The 16,626-nt window shown below is 62.9% G+C and carries 11 protein-coding genes and 2 tRNA genes; 10 read left to right on the top strand and 3 right to left on the bottom strand.

Annotated features, from left to right (window positions below; translation table 11 throughout):
- Nucleotides 1-31 precede the first annotated feature (31 nt).
- The 3 genes from ACM62G_RS18360 to ACM62G_RS18350 all read left to right on the top strand — a co-directional run bounded on the left by ACM62G_RS18360 (nucleotide 32) and on the right by ACM62G_RS18350 (nucleotide 4,374).
- Nucleotides 32-1,582, top strand: coding sequence for an AmpG family muropeptide MFS transporter (locus tag ACM62G_RS18360; RefSeq protein WP_054060933.1), 1,551 nt, complete (start codon nucleotides 32-34; stop codon nucleotides 1,580-1,582).
- Nucleotides 1,583-1,687: 105 nt separating this feature from the next.
- Nucleotides 1,688-3,403: a proline--tRNA ligase gene (locus ACM62G_RS18355; RefSeq protein ID WP_054060934.1), complete on the top strand. Its 1,716-nt coding sequence runs from the start codon at nucleotides 1,688-1,690 to the stop codon at nucleotides 3,401-3,403.
- Nucleotides 3,404-3,420: 17 nt separating this feature from the next.
- A complete protein-coding gene (locus ACM62G_RS18350; RefSeq protein ID WP_419735302.1) occupies nucleotides 3,421-4,374 on the top strand; it encodes a hypothetical protein in 954 nt (317 codons plus the stop codon).
- Between the two features lie 36 nt (nucleotides 4,375-4,410).
- On the opposite strand, the gene dinB is transcribed toward ACM62G_RS18350, so the two are convergent.
- Nucleotides 4,411-5,472, bottom strand: coding sequence for a DNA polymerase IV (dinB, locus tag ACM62G_RS18345; RefSeq protein ID WP_419735301.1), 1,062 nt, complete (start codon nucleotides 5,470-5,472; stop codon nucleotides 4,411-4,413).
- A 286-nt stretch (nucleotides 5,473-5,758) separates the two neighbouring features.
- On the opposite strand from dinB, the gene ACM62G_RS18340 reads away from it, so the two are divergent.
- The 4 genes from ACM62G_RS18340 to ACM62G_RS18325 all read left to right on the top strand — a co-directional run bounded on the left by ACM62G_RS18340 (nucleotide 5,759) and on the right by ACM62G_RS18325 (nucleotide 10,322).
- Nucleotides 5,759-5,835: transfer RNA gene (locus ACM62G_RS18340), tRNA-Met, on the top strand.
- Between the two features lie 211 nt (nucleotides 5,836-6,046).
- Nucleotides 6,047-6,123: transfer RNA gene (locus ACM62G_RS18335), tRNA-Met, on the top strand.
- A 270-nt stretch (nucleotides 6,124-6,393) separates the two neighbouring features.
- Nucleotides 6,394-9,036, top strand: coding sequence for a bifunctional lysylphosphatidylglycerol flippase/synthetase MprF (gene mprF / locus ACM62G_RS18330; protein WP_419735300.1), 2,643 nt, complete (start codon nucleotides 6,394-6,396; stop codon nucleotides 9,034-9,036).
- Complete coding sequence (locus ACM62G_RS18325) at nucleotides 9,036-10,322, top strand: virulence factor family protein (protein WP_419735299.1); 1,287 nt, start codon at nucleotides 9,036-9,038, stop codon at nucleotides 10,320-10,322. The genes mprF and ACM62G_RS18325 overlap by 1 nt, the downstream gene beginning before the upstream one ends.
- A 61-nt stretch (nucleotides 10,323-10,383) precedes the next feature.
- Here the strand turns inward: ACM62G_RS18325 and ACM62G_RS18320 are convergent.
- Nucleotides 10,384-11,603, bottom strand: a protein-coding gene (locus tag ACM62G_RS18320; protein WP_419735298.1) for an IS3 family transposase whose coding sequence is annotated in 2 segments (ribosomal slippage) — nucleotides 10,384-11,255 and nucleotides 11,255-11,603 — 1,221 coding nt in all. Because the reading frame shifts where the segments join, the coding sequence is not laid out codon by codon here.
- A gap of 113 nt (nucleotides 11,604-11,716) precedes the next feature.
- The gene (locus ACM62G_RS18315) at nucleotides 11,717-13,615 is read right to left on the bottom strand and encodes a potassium transporter Kup (RefSeq protein ID WP_054056649.1); all 1,899 of its coding nucleotides are present in this window, start codon (nucleotides 13,613-13,615) and stop codon (nucleotides 11,717-11,719) included.
- 324 nt (nucleotides 13,616-13,939) lie between these two features.
- Here ACM62G_RS18315 and rimO point away from each other — a divergent pair, with 324 nt between their 5' ends.
- The 3 genes from rimO to ACM62G_RS18300 all read left to right on the top strand — a co-directional run bounded on the left by rimO (nucleotide 13,940) and on the right by ACM62G_RS18300 (nucleotide 16,618).
- Nucleotides 13,940-15,277, top strand: a complete 1,338-nt coding sequence (gene rimO / locus ACM62G_RS18310; RefSeq protein ID WP_054056648.1) for a 30S ribosomal protein S12 methylthiotransferase RimO — start codon at nucleotides 13,940-13,942, stop codon at nucleotides 15,275-15,277.
- Nucleotides 15,278-15,384: 107 nt separating this feature from the next.
- The gene (locus tag ACM62G_RS18305) at nucleotides 15,385-15,834 is read left to right on the top strand and encodes a GNAT family N-acetyltransferase (protein ID WP_273820234.1); all 450 of its coding nucleotides are present in this window, start codon (nucleotides 15,385-15,387) and stop codon (nucleotides 15,832-15,834) included.
- 73 nt (nucleotides 15,835-15,907) lie between these two features.
- Nucleotides 15,908-16,618, top strand: a complete 711-nt coding sequence (locus ACM62G_RS18300) for an rRNA pseudouridine synthase (RefSeq protein WP_273820233.1) — start codon at nucleotides 15,908-15,910, stop codon at nucleotides 16,616-16,618.
- The last annotated feature ends 8 nt before the right edge of the window (nucleotides 16,619-16,626 follow it).

Raw genomic sequence — 16,626 nt, 5'->3', positions numbered from 1 at the left:
TTTCCGTCAACCCTGAGGCAGATTCCAGCCCATGCCCCGTAAAACCTGGCGCGCCGCGCTTGCTGCCTATGCCAGCCCCTCGACATTAGTGTTGCTGCTGCTCGGTTTCGCTGCCGGTCTGCCTTACATGTTGGTGTTTTCGACGCTTTCGGTCTGGCTGCGCGAGGCTGGCGTCGCCCGTGAAACCATCGGTTATGCCAGCCTGATCGGCCTGGCGTACGCGTTCAAATGGGTCTGGTCGCCCCTGCTCGACCAATGGCGCCTGCCGCTGCTGGGCAAACTGGGACGCCGCCGCTCCTGGCTGGTGCTGGCCCAGACACTGATTGTCCTGGGCCTGATCGGCATGGGTTTCTGCGACCCGCAGAAGCACCTGTCCTGGCTGATCGCGATCGCCGTGCTCGTCGCCTTCGCCTCCGCCACCCAGGATATCGCGGTGGACGCCTATCGCCTGGAAATCGCCAACGACAGCCAGCAGGCCGCTCTCGCCGCCAGCTACATGTCCGGTTATCGGGTCGCTGCACTGCTGGCGACGGCCGGTGCGCTGTTCTTCGCCGAAGGTTTCGGCTCCACCGGCTTCAGCTACAAGCATTCGGCCTGGACCGGCACCTACGTGCTGTTCGGCGTGTTGATGATCCCGGCGCTGCTTACCACCCTGCTGATGCGCGAGCCGCCGGTGCCATTGCGCACGCAGCTGTCGGCCGGACGCTACAGCTTCATCCATCAGTTGGCCTCGGTATTCGTGTTGATCATCCTGCTGGTCTCGGTACCGGCGATGTTCACCCAGCTCTACAACACCGACTTCGCCAGCGTGCTGTTCCACGGTGTCACCCTGCTCGACCTGCTGCTCGAGGACCGCGCCTTCCTGCGCGCGATCCTTTACACCACCCTGACTGCCCTCTGCCTGTCGCGCCTGGGGCGCCGCGGCCTGGCGCCGGTACTGACGCCGGTCAACGACTTCATCGTGCGCTACCGCTGGCAGGCCCTGCTGCTGCTCGGGCTGATCGCCACCTACCGGATGTCGGACACGGTGATGGGGGTGATGGCCAACGTCTTCTACATCGACCAGGGCTTCACCAAGGACCAGATCGCCGGGGTCAGCAAGATTTTCGGCCTGATCATGACCCTGGTGGGCGCCGGCATGGGCGGCCTGCTGATCGTGCGCTTCGGCATACTGCCGATCCTGTTCATCGGCGGCGCCGCCTCGGCCGCGACCAACCTGCTGTTCATGCTGCTGGCCGACATGGGGCCGAACCTGAACATGCTGATCGTCACCATCTCTCTCGACAACTTCAGCTCGGGCATGGCCACCTCGGCCTTCGTCGCCTACCTGTCGAGCCTGACCAACCTGAAGTTCTCCGCCACCCAGTACGCCCTGCTCAGCTCGATCATGCTGCTGTTGCCGCGCCTGATCGGTGGCTACTCGGGGGTGATGGTGGAAAAACTCGGCTACCACAAGTTCTTCATCGTGACCGCGATAATGGGCATTCCGACCCTGATCCTGATCGCCTTGCACTGGTATCAGGAGATTCGCCATGGCGGCCCCGCGCCATCTCCCCAGGAAGAAAGCCAGGAAACCCCATAAATACAGGGGGAGCCAGGCTCCCCCGCCTCATGCCTGTACGCCGCCGTATCCCGCCCGTACAATGCTCCGTCATTTCCAGTCATAAGCACCGACAACGGCCAATTCATGCGCACCAGTCAATATTTGCTCGCCACACTGAAAGAAACGCCTTCCGATGCGGTCGTGATCAGCCACCAGCTGATGCTGCGCGCCGGGATGATCCGTAAACTCGCCTCCGGCCTGTACACCTGGCTGCCCATGGGCCTGCGCGTGATGCGCAAGGTCGAGGCCATCGTGCGCGAGGAAATGGACGCGGCCGGCGCCCTGGAAGTGTTGATGCCGGGTATCCAGCCAGCCGAACTGTGGCAGGAATCCGGCCGCTGGGAACAGTACGGCCCCGAGCTGCTGCGCCTGAAGGACCGCCATGACCGCGATTTCTGCGCCGGCCCGACCCATGAGGAAGTGATCACCGATCTGTGCCGCAACGAGTTGAGCAGCTACAAGCAGTTGCCGATCAACCTGTACCAGATCCAGACCAAGTTCCGGGACGAAATCCGTCCACGCTTCGGCCTGATGCGCGGCCGTGAATTCATCATGAAGGACGCGTACTCCTTCCACGCCGACCAGGCGTCGTTGCAGGTCACCTACGACCGCATGCACCAGGCGTACTGCAACATCTTCACCCGCCTGGGCCTGCGCTTCCGTCCGGTGGAAGCCGACAACGGCTCGATCGGCGGTGCCGGTTCCCACGAGTTCCACGTACTGGCCGAGTCCGGCGAAGACGATATCGTCTTCAGCAACGGCTCCGACTACGCGGCGAACATCGAGAAGGCCGAGGCAGTACCTCGCGAAACCTCGCGCCCCGCACCGACCGAGGAGCTGCGCCTGGTCGACACCCCGGACGCGAAAACCATCGCGCAACTGGTGGAAGGCTACAACCTGCCGATCGAAAAGACCGTCAAGACCCTGATCGTCCACGCAGAGGAAGAAGGCAAGCTGATTGCCCTGATCGTCCGTGGCGACCACGAACTGAACGAAATCAAGGCCGCCAACCAGCCTGGCGTCGCCAGCCCGCTGGTCATGGCCTCCGACGCCGAACTGCGTGACGCCATCGGCGCCGGCGCCGGCTCCCTCGGCCCGCTGAACCTGCCACTGCCGATCATCATCGACCGTTCGGTCGCCCTGATGAGCGACTTCGGGATCGGCGCGAACATCGACGACAAGCACTACTTCGGCGTGAACTGGGAGCGTGACCTGCCCGTACCGACCGTCGCCGACCTGCGTAACGTCGTCGCCGGCGATCCGAGCCCGGACGGCAAGGGCACCCTGGAAATCAAGCGCGGCATCGAAGTCGGGCACATCTTCCAGCTGGGCACCAAGTACAGCGAAGCGATGAAGTGCCAGGTGCTGGGCGAGAACGGCAAGCCGGTCACCCTGACCATGGGCTGCTACGGCATCGGCGTATCCCGCGTGGTGGCAGCGGCCATCGAGCAGAACAACGATGACAACGGCATCATCTGGAGCGACAGCCTCGCGCCCTTCCAGATCGCCCTGGTACCGCTGCGCTACGAGACCGAGCAGGTTCGCGAAGCCACCGACAAGCTCTACGCCGAGCTGACTGCTGCCGGTTTCGAGGTGCTGCTGGACGACCGCGACAAGAAGACCAGCCCGGGCATCAAGTTCGCCGACATGGAGCTGATCGGCATCCCTCACCGGATCGTGGTCAGCGACCGTGGCCTGGCCGAAGGCAACCTGGAATACAAGAGCCGTACCGAGAGCGAGGCGCAGGTGCTGCCGGTTGCCGACGTCCTGTCGTTCCTCCAGGCCCGTATCCGTCGCTGAACCCGGATAGAGCCCTCATGTCCAGTCGAAGTACCTTGACCCTAGGGGGCGCCGCCTTGTGCGGCGCCCTGCTGCTGGCCGGCTGTGCCAACCCGATGTCACAGCGCAGCGAGCACGAGGAACGCGTCGAGCGCAAACTGCTCGCACACAGCCTGCAGATCGATGTCGGCGAGCCGAAGATCCTCGAATTGCCACAGCGTCGCGTACGGATCCACGAACAGAAGACCTTCGAGGTCACCGAGTTCGATGTCACCCGTCGCTACGACCGCTATACACCCTACCAGCCCTGGCGCAAGGCCTACGAGATACCGCTGGGCGCCGTGGCGCTGGTCGGTGGCATCGGCGCCAACGTGGTCAACGTGTTCGCCCTCGGCTCCCTGCCCACCAGCGTGACCCGCGACTGGCTGAGCTACGGTGTCGACGGCCTCAACCCGTTCATGAACATGCAGTCCCATGGCCGGGCGCAGCAGAACCTGGCCGCCATCGAGGAAGTCCAGCGCGACAAGCGCATGGAATACTCGAGCCTGCCCTGGGCCGAGCGTCCGGTCGAGGTGATCGCCGGTCGCCAGACCTACGAACTGACCACCGACCGCCACGGCGTCCTGCGCCTGAACCTGCTCGACAGTCCGTTTGCCGAGCAGGACCTGAACCGAATCGGCAGCCTGACGATTCGGGTCGAGGACACCCAGGACCAGATCCATTCCGACTCGAGCCTGTCCATCAGCAGCAAGCTGCGCGGCAAGCTGGTCGAGGCACACGCGCTGATCTACGACGACCTCGAGGGCGACGATGTCAGCCAGTGGGTGCATCGGGTCAAGCGCCTGTCGGAGTTGGGTCTGGAAGAGGAAGCCAGCGAGCTGGAACAGAGCCTGATCGAGCTGACCCGCAACGATCCCGAGTTGCAGCGTGAGTTCCTCAAGTCGCTGACCAGGAACGCCGGACGCCTGGTAGCCGATCCCGGGGCTATTTGAGTCGATCGGGGGCCCCGCTTCTGCGAGGCGGGCCCTTCAACGACTGAACAGTTCCAGTTGCTCATGCCCGCCGCGCAGATCCTGCAGGCGCACGCCAATTCCCAACAGGCGAACAGGCTTGCCACCCCGGGCGAACGCCTGGCTGAGCAGCTGCCGGTAGCTCTCCAGATCCCGCGCGGCCCCGGCCTGCTCCAGGGTGGTCTGGGTGAAGTCGTGGAACTTCACCTTGACGAACGGCTTGCCCGGTCGATAGCTGCTGTCCAGCCGCGCCATGCGTCCGGCCAGGGTCTCCATCAATTCCGGCAGTTTTTCCAGGCAATGCTCAAGATCGGGCAGATCGGTGTCATAGGTGTTTTCCACGCTGATCGACTGCCGCCGACTGTCGTTTTGCACCAGACGCTCGTCGATGCCCCGCGCCAGCCCCCAGAGACGCTCGCCAAAACTGCCGAACTCGCGCACCAGGGCCAACTTGCCCCACTCGCGTAACTGCAGGCAGTCGACGATCCCCAGCCGCTCCAGCTTCTGTGCCGTGACCTTGCCGACGCCATGCAGCTTGCTCACCGGCAGCTCGGCGACAAAGTCCTCCACCTGGTCGGGCGTGATCACGAACAGCCCATCGGGTTTTCTCCAGTCGCTGGCGATTTTCGCCAGGAACTTGTTCGGTGCAACACCTGCCGAGACCGTGATGTGCAACTGCCGGGAGACCCGTCGCCGGATATCCTGGGCGATGCGCGTCGCACTGCCGGCAAAGTGCGGGCTGTCGGAAACATCGAGATAGGCCTCGTCGAGCGACAACGGCTCGATCAGGTCGGTATAGTCGCGGAAGATCCCCTGGATTTCCTTCGAAACCTCCCTGTACACCTCCATCCGCGGCTTCACGATCAGCAGGTCCGGACACAGCCCCAGGGCATGCCGCGAGGACATCGCCGAACGCACACCGAATGCCCGCGCCTCGTAATTGCAGGTGGCGATCACCCCCCGGCGTTCCGCCGAACCGCCCACCGCCATTGGCCTGCCTGCCAGGCTCGGATCGTCACGCATCTCGATGGCGGCGTAGAAGCAATCACAGTCGACGTGAATGATTTTGCGTTGCGTCATGTAGGACAGGTCTGGAAGCGGATGCCATAGAGCGCCAGTATCGCACCAGTAACTGTATATAGCACCAGTAGTTTGCACCTCCTTCGCAGATTGTGCGGATCAGCCCCAATGAATTTATTTTTTCAATCGACGCTTCGACCACAATAGAGCTGAAACCCTTGCCTGGCATGGCCCCGAGCTACCTCAAAGCCTGTCGGGAGAGGCTAAGCAGTTGAACAATAAAGAGGTTTTTTGAAATTAGGATTTGACAGACCCGCACAGATCTGTAGAATGCTGCCACATCAGACGCGGGATGGAGCAGCCTGGTAGCTCGTCGGGCTCATAACCCGAAGGTCGTCGGTTCAAATCCGGCTCCCGCAACCAAACATCAGGAAAGGCCATATCGAAAGATATGGCCTTTTTTGTTTCTGGCTATTTCTACCCAGCACCACTCCCCTTCGATTCAAAAAAGCCTTGGCTGCCTGAGGCTTATGGAAGCCATGGAGTCATTCCCGGCATTTCTGCATTTTTTTGACCTTTCGGACCATTAATGGTTGACAGCGCGCCGTTCGACTGTAGAATGCCGCCTCACTGACGCGGGATGGAGCAGCCTGGTAGCTCGTCGGGCTCATAACCCGAAGGTCGTCGGTTCAAATCCGGCTCCCGCAACCAAATATCAGAAAAGGCTACTCGAAAGAGTGGCCTTTTTTGTATCCGTCGAAAAAGTCCTTCCAGCCAACCGCACGAACCCTCGACGGAAATCGGAGTCAATCGCTGCACAGGCTATGCTGAATTCGCAACAAACTTCCTCTACAAAAGCCCCGGGGCGTGGGTCGCCGCAAAGCGGCGAGACGCGTTAATATTTGTAATTATTTTGTCCATAGGGATTGGTAACTTGGCTGGATACCTCCATCCTGTCGCGCACAATCCTAGAGGTGATTGATGCGCGCCAACTCGTCTGAACCACAAGACTCCGTCACAGCGACACACCCGATTGCAGCCACCCGTTTGCGCTGGCTGGATCTGTTGAGCAAATATCGCCAATCCGTCGGCCTGGCCGTCACCCTGCTGCTGTTCGCCATTGCCCTGGTCGCCTGTCGCCATCTGCTGATGGAGCTGGACCTGGATGCACTGCACGACTCGATCATGAGCGTGCCCAAGCCGGCCCTGGGCGGAGCGGTGGCGGCCACCGCCATCGGCTTCCTCATCCTGCTCGGCTATGAGTGGTCCGCCAGCCGCTACGCGGATGTCCAACTGCCAGGCAAGACCCTGATGCTCGGCGGCTTCACTGCCTTCGCCATCGGCAATGCCATCGGCCTGTCGCTGCTCTCCGGCGGTTCGGTCCGCTACCGTCTCTACGCCCGCAATGGCCTGGGCGCCGCCGAAGTCGCACGGATGACCCTGTTCGCCAGCCTGTCGCTGGGCTGCGCCCTGCCACCGCTGGCTGCCCTGGCGACCCTGAGCAACCTGCCGGCGGCCTCCCAGGCCCTGCACCTGCCGCCCTATCTGCTGGGCGGCATCGCCGTTGCCATCCTCGGTCTGTCCGCACTGCTGGCGCTGGGCATCTATCGCCGTCGCCTGCCGGAACAACCGATTCCGAACAATCTGCTGGTCAAGGTCGGCCGCCGGACCCTGCGCCTGCCCAGTGCGCGCCTGACCCTGCTGCAACTGGTCATCACCGCCCTGGACGTGGCGGCGGCGGCCACCGTGCTCTATCTGCTGCTGCCGGAGGCGCCGCCGTTCGGTGCCTTCCTGCTGGTCTACCTGCTGGCGCTGGCGGCCGGGGTACTGAGCCACGTGCCCGGCGGTGTCGGGGTGTTCGAAGCGATCCTGCTGGCCGCCTTCACCAATGAACTGGGCGCGGCACCACTGGCTGCGGCGCTGCTGCTGTATCGTCTGATCTATGTACTGCTGCCGCTGCTGCTGGCCTGCCTGGCGCTGCTGAGCACCGAAGCCCAGCGCCTGATCGCCACGCGCCAGAGCATGCGCGTGGCCTCCGGCCTGGCCGCGCCGATCCTCGCGGTACTGGTCTTCCTCTCCGGTGTGGCCCTGCTGTTCTCCGGCGCCACCCCGGAAATCGACACCCGCCTGGAAGGTATCGACTTCCTGGTGCCGGACCGCCTGATCGACGCCTCGCACTTCGGTGCCAGCCTGGTCGGCGTACTCTGCCTGCTGCTGGCCCAGGGCCTGCGCCGGCGCCTGTCGGCCGCCTGGATGTTGACCATGATCCTGCTGCTGGTCGGCGCCCTGCTTTCGCTGCTCAAGGGCTTCGACTGGGAAGAAGCCAGCATGCTGACGGCCACCGCCTGCCTGCTGGGCATGTTCCGCCGCTCCTTCTACCGCCCCAGCCGCCTGACCGAACTGCCGTTCTCGCCGCTGTACCTGGTGGCCAGCCTGTGTGTACTCGGCGCGTCGGTATGGCTGCTGCTGTTCGCCTACCAGGACGTGCCCTACAGCCATGAACTGTGGTGGCAGTTCGCACTGGATGGTGACGCCCCCCGTGGCCTGCGCTCGTTGCTGGGCGCCGCCGTGCTGCTGGTGGTGGTCTCGCTGACGTGGTTGCTGCGTACCGAACGCCCGGTGATCCATCAGCCCAATGCCGAAGAACTGGAGCGCGCCCACAAGATCCTGCTGGCCTCCGACCAGCCCGACGGCGGCCTGGCGCTGACCGGCGACAAGGCGTTCCTGTTCCACCCCAGCGATACCGCCTTCCTCATGTATGCCCGCCGCGGCCGCAGCCTGGTGGCGCTGTACGACCCGATCGGCCCGGCGCGCCAGCGTGCCGAACTGATCTGGCAGTTCCGCGACCTGTGCGACACCCATCACGCCCGTCCGGTGTTCTATCAGGTTCGCGCCGAAAACCTGCCGTACTACATGGACATCGGCCTGACCGCCATCAAGCTCGGCGAAGAGGCCCGGGTCGATCTCAAGCGCTTCGACCTCGAGTCCAAGGGCAAGGAGATGAAGGACCTGCGCTACACCTGGAACCGTGGCAGCCGCGACGGCCTGTCCCTGGAGATCTACGAGCCGGGACAGGCGCCGATGGACGAGCTCAAGGTGATCTCCGACGCCTGGCTGACCGGCAAGAACGTCCGCGAGAAAGGCTTCTCCCTGGGCCGCTTCAGCACGGACTACATCAATCACTTCCGGGTGGCGATCATCCACTTCGAAGGTCGCCCGGTGGCGTTCGCCAACCTGCTCGAGACCCACAGCCACGAGCTGGCCAGCCTCGACCTGATGCGCTCGCACCCCGATGCACCGAAGCTGACCATGGAGTTCCTGATGGTCGGCCTGATCCAGCACTACAAGCAGCAGGGCTATGCCCGCTTCAGCCTTGGCATGGTGCCGCTCTCCGGCCTGCAACCGCGGCGGGGTGCGCCACTGACCCAGCGCCTGGGCTCGATGGTGTTCCAGCGCGGCGAGCAGCTCTACAACTTCCAGGGGCTGCGCCGCTTCAAGGACAAGTTCCAGCCTGACTGGGAACCCCGTTACATGGCCGTACCAGCCGGACTCGATCCGCTGGTCGCCCTGGCCGATACCGCTGCCCTGATCGCGGGTGGCTTGACTGGATTGGTGAAACGCTGATGATTCGACGCTCCTGGCGGTTGTTGCTGGCAATGGTGGTGGTCCTGGTCGCGCTCGCGGGCGCCGGCTACTGGTTCTGGAACCGCCCCGCTCCGGAACCCACCCTCGAACACCTGAGCCAGGCCGATGGCTCGCCCCTTACCCGCCTGATCCCGGGAACCTCGCCGAAGGCCCAGGTCATCGTCGCCACCCTCGCCGAAGACGCCCTGAGCGACAAGCAACTGGCGGCCCTGAGCCGCGGCGGCGCAGCGCAGATCGTCCAGGTGATCCTGCCCAAGGACGACTGCAAGCTGCAGCAGGCTGCACTCGACGCGGCGATGAAGCAGTTGAACGGTCCCGCCACCGTGGTCACCGGCATCGGCCCCGGCGCCTCCCTGGCCTGGAACTGGCTGGCCAGCCAGAGCAACGACAAGGCCCAGGCCATCTCGGTCGGTTTCACCCTCGAGCAGCCGGGCTGCAGCACGCCGGTACCGAAAACCGCGGCCCATGGCCACTGGCTGGTGGCCTGGAACGACGGCCCGGACGATCCGAGCGCGGCCTTCGTGCGCGATCAACCCAACGCCGAGACCAGCATCAGCGACTACGACATCCATCTGCCGCAGGTCCTGAACAACGAACTGCGCAAGATGCTGGTGGGCAACGAGAACGGCGGCCTGGCGATCCCGGTGGTCGAGGTGCCGGCCGGCCAGACCACCGACACCGTGACCCTGTTCCTTTCCGGCGACGGTGGCTGGCGCGACCTGGACCGTGACGTCGCCGGCGAAATGGCGAAGATGGGCTACCCGGTGGTCGGCATCGACACCCTGCGCTACTACTGGCAACACAAGAGCCCGGAACAGAGCGCCGTCGACCTGACCGAACTGATGCAGCACTACCGGCAGAAATGGGGCACCAAGCGCTTCGTGCTGACCGGTTACTCGTTTGGCGCGGACGTACTGCCGGCGATCTACAACCACCTGCCGGAAGCCGAACAACAGCGGGTGGACGCGATTATCCTGCTGGCCTTCGCCCGCAGCGGCAGCTTCGAGATCCACGTCGACGGCTGGCTGGGCAAGGCCGGCATGGAGCTGGACACCGGCCCCGACATGGCCAGGCTGCCAGCAGCCAAGGTGCTGTGCATCTACGGCAAGGAAGAGGTCGACGAAAGCGGCTGCACCACCAAGACCGCCGTGGGCGAGCCGATGGAACTGCCAGGCGGGCACCACTTCGACGAGAACTATCCGGCACTGGCCAAGCGCCTGATCGCGGCGATCGACAAGCGCCAGAACAAGGACAAGCCTGAGTAGGCTCAAGCCAGGTGTCTAGTCCTGAAATAGGTTTACACCTGTTCAGGTAGGCCCACAGGCCTCAAAACGCCCTATGCACCGCATCGGGCGTTTTGTTTTTCAGGGCCATGTGAGGCCGTTCTGTGTTGTAGATCTGCACTGCCTCATCGACCATCTTCCTCGCCTGCTCCAGATTTTCTGGGTTGCTCAACAGCAACTCTGTTTTGAGGATTCCGTTGATGCGCTCAGCAAGTGCGTTTTGGTAGCAGTCATATCCGTCAGTCATCGAGCACTGAACTCCGTGCCGTTGATGAAGTGACTGGTACAGCGCCGAGCAGTACTGGATGCCTCGGTCAGAGTGATGAACTAAGGGCTGACGACGACGCCGCTTGCGTAGGGCCTGTCTAAAGGCCTGGGCAACAGACTCCGCATGCAAACCTTCATGCACATGGTGCCCGACAATCTTTCTGGAATACGCATCCGTCACCAGACTTAGGTACAGTGGACCGCTACTGGCGGGCAGGTAAGTAATGTCCGCCACCCAGACGTGCTCCGGCCCTCCAGGGACCACCTGATTCGGGCCTGGCTTGAGTAGATTGGGATGCCGGTAGAAGCGGTGAAAGCTTTGCGTTGTCTTGTGGTACGCCCGCTTGGGCAACACCAGCAAGCGGTGCTCTCCCAAGACCTGAAATAGTCGGTCTCGGCCAATTCGGACCCGCCTATCCGGCTGGCAATGCAGCAGATGGTGCAGCTTCCTTGTACCCAGTCGTGGCTGACGCATCCGGACCTTTTGAACAAACTCAACGATCCGATCTGCCTGGTGTGCTTTGCTGTCAGCCGCTCGATTTCGCTTGTAGTAAGCCTGCCGGCTAATCCCCAGAAACCGACAAGTCCTGGCAATGCTCAGTCCTGCGACCTGACCTTGCGAGAGGACTTGCCGGATCGCTTTTTTACGACCGACACACCGTAGTCATTCTTCAGGACATCAACGACTTTCTCAAAGAACTGAGCCTTCTGGCTCATCAGCTCAAGCTGCTGCTCAAGCTCTTTGATCCGCTGCTCTGGAGTAAGCGTCTTGGGATCGGACATCACGCAGCTCCTCTCGGCTCGGATTGAGGCCCCCTGGCTCCAATCCTGCCGACCATGCTTACGCAACCATACCAGAACCGTCGACCGCCCCTGGATGCCATACCGCGCTTGGGCCTGCTTGTAGGTCAGCTCGCCTTTTTCGATCTGATCGACAACCGCCAATTTAAAAGACAGCGAGTAATCTCGCTGTGTGCGCTTTACACCTTGCTCCATCTGATTCTCCGGGATTTCGGGATGGAAGGTGTAAACCTTATTCAGGACGGGACAAGGCCGATGAAAAAGCCCCCGCTACCGCCAGGTAACGGGGGCTTTTTCATGCTCCAGGATTACATCTCGACCTGGGTCCCCAGCTCGATCACCCGGTTGACCGGCAGCTTGAAGAACCGCAGGTTGCCGTTGGCATTCTTCAGCATGAAGGCGAACAGCGACTCGCGCCAGCGGGCCATGCCGACCAGTTTCGAGGCAATCACGGTCTCGCGGCTGAGGAAATAGGTGGTACGCATCGGGCTGAAATCCAGCTCGTCGAGATGGCACAGCTTCAACGCTTCCGGCACGTCGGGCTCGTCGGTGAAACCGAAGTGCAGAATGACCCGGAAGAAGCCCTCGCCATAGGCGTCGACCTCGAAGCGACGCTGGGCCGGCACCCGCGGAATATCCTCGTAGACCACCGTCAGCAGCACAACCTGCTCGTGCAGCACCTGGTTGTGCAACAGGTTATGCAGCAAGGCATGGGGCACCGCATCCGGGCGCGCGGTGAGGAACACTGCCGTACCCTGCACACGGTGCGGCGGCTGCACGCGGATACTGCCGATGAAGATCGGCAGTGGCAGGCCGCCTTCGTCGAGGCGATCGACCAGCAGCTCCTTGCCGCGCTTCCAGGTGGTCATCAACAGGAACAGCACGATCCCCGCCAGCACCGGGAAAGCCCCGCCCTGGACGATCTTCGGCACGTTGGCGGCGAAGAACAAGCCATCCACCAGCAGGAACCCGACCAGGATCGGCACGGTGAGAATCGGTGGCCATTTCCACAACAGCAGCATCACCGCCGACACCAGGATACTGGTGATCAGCATGGTGCCGGTCACCGCCACGCCGTAGGCCGAAGCCAGTGCGTTGGACGATTCGAAACCGAGCACCAGCAGGATCACGCCAACCATCAAGGTCCAGTTCACCGCTCCGATGTAGATCTGCCCCTGCTCGGCGCTCGAGGTGTGCTGGATGTACATGCGCGGGATATAGCCGAGCTGGATCGCCTGGCGGGTCAGCGAGAAGGCTCCGGAAATCACCGCCTGGGAGGCGATCACCGTGGCCAGGGTCGACAGTCCCACCAGCGGGATCAGTGCCCAGGACGGTGCCAGCAGGTAGAACGGGTTGCGCGCCGCCTCCGGGTTCTCCAGCAGCAGGGCACCCTGGCCGAAATAGTTCAGTACCAGCGCCGGCAGCACCAGGGCGAACCAGGCACGGGCGATGGGCTTGCGACCGAAGTGCCCCATGTCGGCATACAGCGCCTCGGCACCGGTCAGCGCCAGCACCACGGCGCCAAGGATCGCCACGCCCATGCCGGGATGCACGATGAAGAAGCGCACACCCCACATCGGGTTCAGCGCGCTGAGCACCTCCGGATGCTGGGCGATACCATGCACCCCCAGGAACGCCAGCACCAGGAACCAGGCGACCATCACCGGACCGAACAGCTTGCCGATGCTCGCCGTGCCGTGTTTCTGGATCAGGAACAACCCCACCAGCACAATCAGCGCCAGGGGCACCACCCAGTGCTCCAGGCCATCGAAAGCCAGCTCCAGGCCCTCCACCGCCGACAGCACCGAGATCGCCGGCGTGATCATGCTGTCACCGTAAAACAGCGCCGCGCCGATCAGACCGAGAATGATCAGTATCGCCCGCAACCGCGGGTAGGACGCCGACGCGCTTCGCGCCAGCGCGGTCAGGGCCATGATCCCGCCCTCACCCTGGTTGTCCGCCCGCAGGATGAACAACACGTACTTGATCGAGACCACCCAGATCAACGACCAGAAAATCAGTGCCAGAATCCCGAAGACGCCATCGTGATTGACCTGAACCCCGTAGCCGCCGGCGAACACCTCCTTGAGGGTATACAACGGGCTGGTGCCGATATCGCCGTACACCACCCCCACCGCGGCAACCAGCATGCCCAGCGGCTTCGCCGCCGGGTGCCCGGCTTGCGCCTGACTCACTGCCTGACCCATCAACTACTCCCCCACAACCCGGACCGGGGCTTCTTCAAAGAAGCACTATTCTTTTTTCAGTTCAGCATGTCAGTGCAGCATGCGCTGCTTTTACTACCGTTGCCGATGCTCAATCTTTTGCCGGTAATTTGAAACAAAAAATAACAGCGAAGCGCAACGCGGCGAAGCATAGCGCAGCACTCGTCGCATTTCCCTCCATAAAGCTGTTCAAGTGCCGCGTCCGCCGCTAGAATTGCGCACTTTTTGATCAGAGGCGCAGCAAGCGCCCGTCGTCGCCGACCCTGCGCGTCGCCGAACGACCTGACACCCCAACCGAGGTTAGACATGTCCACCCCCACCGCGCCGGCCAATCCCAAGGTCGGATTCGTAAGTCTTGGTTGCCCGAAGGCCCTCGTGGACTCCGAGCGCATCCTCACGCAACTGCGCATGGAAGGCTATGACGTCGTCTCCACCTACCAGGACGCCGATGTCGTGGTGGTCAACACCTGCGGTTTCATCGACAGTGCCAAGGCCGAGTCCCTGGAAGTGATCGGTGAAGCGATCAAGGAAAACGGCAAGGTCATCGTCACCGGCTGCATGGGCGTGGAAGAAGGCAACATCCGCGAGGTACACCCCAGCGTGCTGGCGGTGACCGGCCCGCAGCAGTACGAGCAGGTGGTTGGCGCGGTGCACGAGGTGGTGCCGCCACGCCAGGACCACAACCCGCTGATCGACCTGGTACCGCCACAGGGCGTCAAGCTGACCCCACGCCATTACGCCTACCTGAAGATTTCCGAAGGCTGCAACCACAGCTGCAGCTTCTGCATCATCCCGTCGATGCGCGGCAAGCTGGTCAGCCGCCCGGTCGGTGACGTCCTCGACGAAGCCCAGCGCCTGGTCAAGGCCGGCGTCAAGGAACTGCTGGTGATCTCCCAGGACACCAGTGCCTACGGCGTCGACGTAAAGTACCGCACCGGCTTCTGGAACGGCGCCCCGGTCAAGACCCGCATGACCGAGCTGTGCGAAGCCCTGAGCAGCCTGGGCGTCTGGGTGCGCCTGCACTACGTCTACCCGTACCCGCACGTCGACGAACTGATCCCGCTGATGGCCGCCGGCAAGATCCTGCCGTACCTGGACATCCCGTTCCAGCACGCCAGCCCCAAAGTGCTCAAGGCCATGAAACGCCCGGCGTTCGAGGACAAGACCCTGGCGCGGATCAAGAACTGGCGCGAGATCTGCCCGGAACTGATCATCCGTTCGACCTTTATCGTGGGCTTTCCCGGCGAAACCGAGGAAGACTTCCAGTACCTGCTCGACTGGCTGACCGAGGCCCAGCTCGATCGCGTCGGCTGCTTCCAGTACTCGCCGGTCGAAGGCGCCCCGGCCAATGACCTGGGTCTGGACGTGGTCCCGGACGAGGTCAAGCAGGACCGTTGGGAGCGTTTCATGGCGCACCAGCAGGCCATCAGCTCGGCTCGCCTGCAACAGCGCATCGGCAAGGAAATCGAAGTGCTGATCGACGAAGTCGACGAAAACGGCGCTGTTGGCCGCTGCTTCTTCGACGCACCGGAAATCGACGGCAACGTGTTCATCGACGGTGCCGGCGACCTCAAGCCGGGCGACAAGATCTGGTGCCGGGTGACCGACGCCGACGAGTACGATCTCTGGGCCGAGCGCCTGTAAGCCGTAAAAAAGTCGAAAAGCCCCGCTCTTTCCACGAGATGCGGGGCTTTTTTACGACTATCGTTTGGCTGAACGACCCGCCTCGCGTCAGACAAGGAAACGGCGACATGCGCCAGCACTCAGCCATCTACCCCCCCAGGCCGAACGACTACCTGGAATTGACCGAGGTCTGGGAAGCCTCCGTACGTGCCACCCACGATTTTCTCCCGGACAGCTACATCGAGCTGCTGAAGAACCTGGTGCTGACCCGCTACCTGGACGCGGTGATGCTGATCTGCACCCGCGATTCACGCCAGCGGATCAGCGGCTTCGCCGGCGTCGCGGCAGGCAAGGTGGAGATGCTCTTCATCGCCCCGCCACACCGCGGGCAGGGCCTGGGCAAGCTGCTGCTGTGGTATGCGATCGACCATCTGAACGCCGACCGGCTGGACGTCAACGAACAGAACCCACAGGCCATCGGCTTCTACTTCAAACAGGGTTTCGAGGTGGTCGGGCGTTCGGAGCACGATGGTATGGGGCAGCCGTATCCACTGCTGCACCTGCAACTGAAACGCTGAGCGGGAAACAAACTCGCCTGCTGTGAGGGCCGGGCAGGTACAATGACAGCCCTTTTTCGTTACGGCCGCTGTCATGTCTGAACCCATTCGCCTTTCCAAACGCCTCATCGAGCTGGTCGGCTGCTCCCGCCGGGAGGCCGAGCTGTTCATCGAGGGTGGCTGGGTCACGGTCGACGGCGAAGTCATCGACGAGCCACAGTTCAAGGTCGACAGCCAGAAGGTCGAGCTGGACCCGAATGCCAAGGCCACCGCGCCAGAGCCGGTGACCCTGCTGCTGAACCAGCCCGCCGGCCTCGATACCGACAGCGCCCGCCAATTGCTGGGCGCCGCCAGCCTGTCCGAGGAGCACCGCTACGGCAAGCGCCCGTTGCGCGGGCACTTCCTGCGCCTGAGCAGTGCAGCAGAACTGCAGGCCAATGCCAGCGGCCTGCTGGTGTTCACCCAGGACTGGAAGGTCCTGCGCAAGCTGACCGAGGATATCGCCAAGGTCGAGCAGGAGTACGTGGTCGAAGTCAGCGGCCAGATGAGCGAGAACGGGCTGGAACGAATTGGCCGCGGTATCACCGTCAAGGGTCGCGAACTGCCGGCGGCCAAGGCCAGTTGGCAGAACGAAAACCGCCTGCGCTTCGCCCTGAAGAACCCGCAGCCGGGCCTGATCGCCCAGCTTTGCGAAGCCGTCGGCCTCCAGGTCGTGGCCATCCGCCGGATTCGTCTCGGCGGTGTCTCCATCGGCAAGGTGCCGGTCGGCCAGTGGCGCTACCTGTCGCCCAAGGAAAAGTTTTAAATTCCACG

This window comes from Pseudomonas sp. COR18 (assembly GCF_048568395.1).
Classification (GTDB): Bacteria; Pseudomonadota; Gammaproteobacteria; order Pseudomonadales; family Pseudomonadaceae; genus Aquipseudomonas; species Aquipseudomonas fuscovaginae_B.
The sequence above is the reverse complement of the archived record's forward strand: the minus strand, read 5'-3'. Positions and strand labels throughout refer to the sequence as shown.